Here is a 228-nt window from a genome sequence, read left to right as displayed (position 1 = left end):
AACGTCATCACCGATATAATTTTGCAAGGCTCTTAATTGGGTAGGTGTAAGTTTTATCAATACATTTTTCGCACTTTCTAGATATTGACTTATTCCTTGAATATCACCTTGGCGATCACTGAAAAAAACGGATTTTGCAGATACTAAAGGTAACCAAACTGAAGTAATAGTGAGGTCGACAGCAAGTGAAGTATGTACAAAGCTTGAGTCAAAAGTATTTGCACCGTA

General features: G+C 36.0%; 1 protein-coding gene. It reads right to left on the bottom strand.

The window, feature by feature from the left end; translation table 11 throughout:
- On the bottom strand, nucleotides 1–228 hold a 228-nt coding region (locus tag CWC28_RS22360; protein WP_212746822.1), incomplete at both ends, for a hypothetical protein.

This window comes from Pseudoalteromonas sp. S4492, assembly GCF_005886115.1.
In the GTDB taxonomy this organism is placed as follows: Bacteria; Pseudomonadota; Gammaproteobacteria; order Enterobacterales; family Alteromonadaceae; genus Pseudoalteromonas; species Pseudoalteromonas gelatinilytica.
The sequence above is the reverse complement of the archived record's forward strand: the minus strand, read 5'-3'. Positions and strand labels throughout refer to the sequence as shown.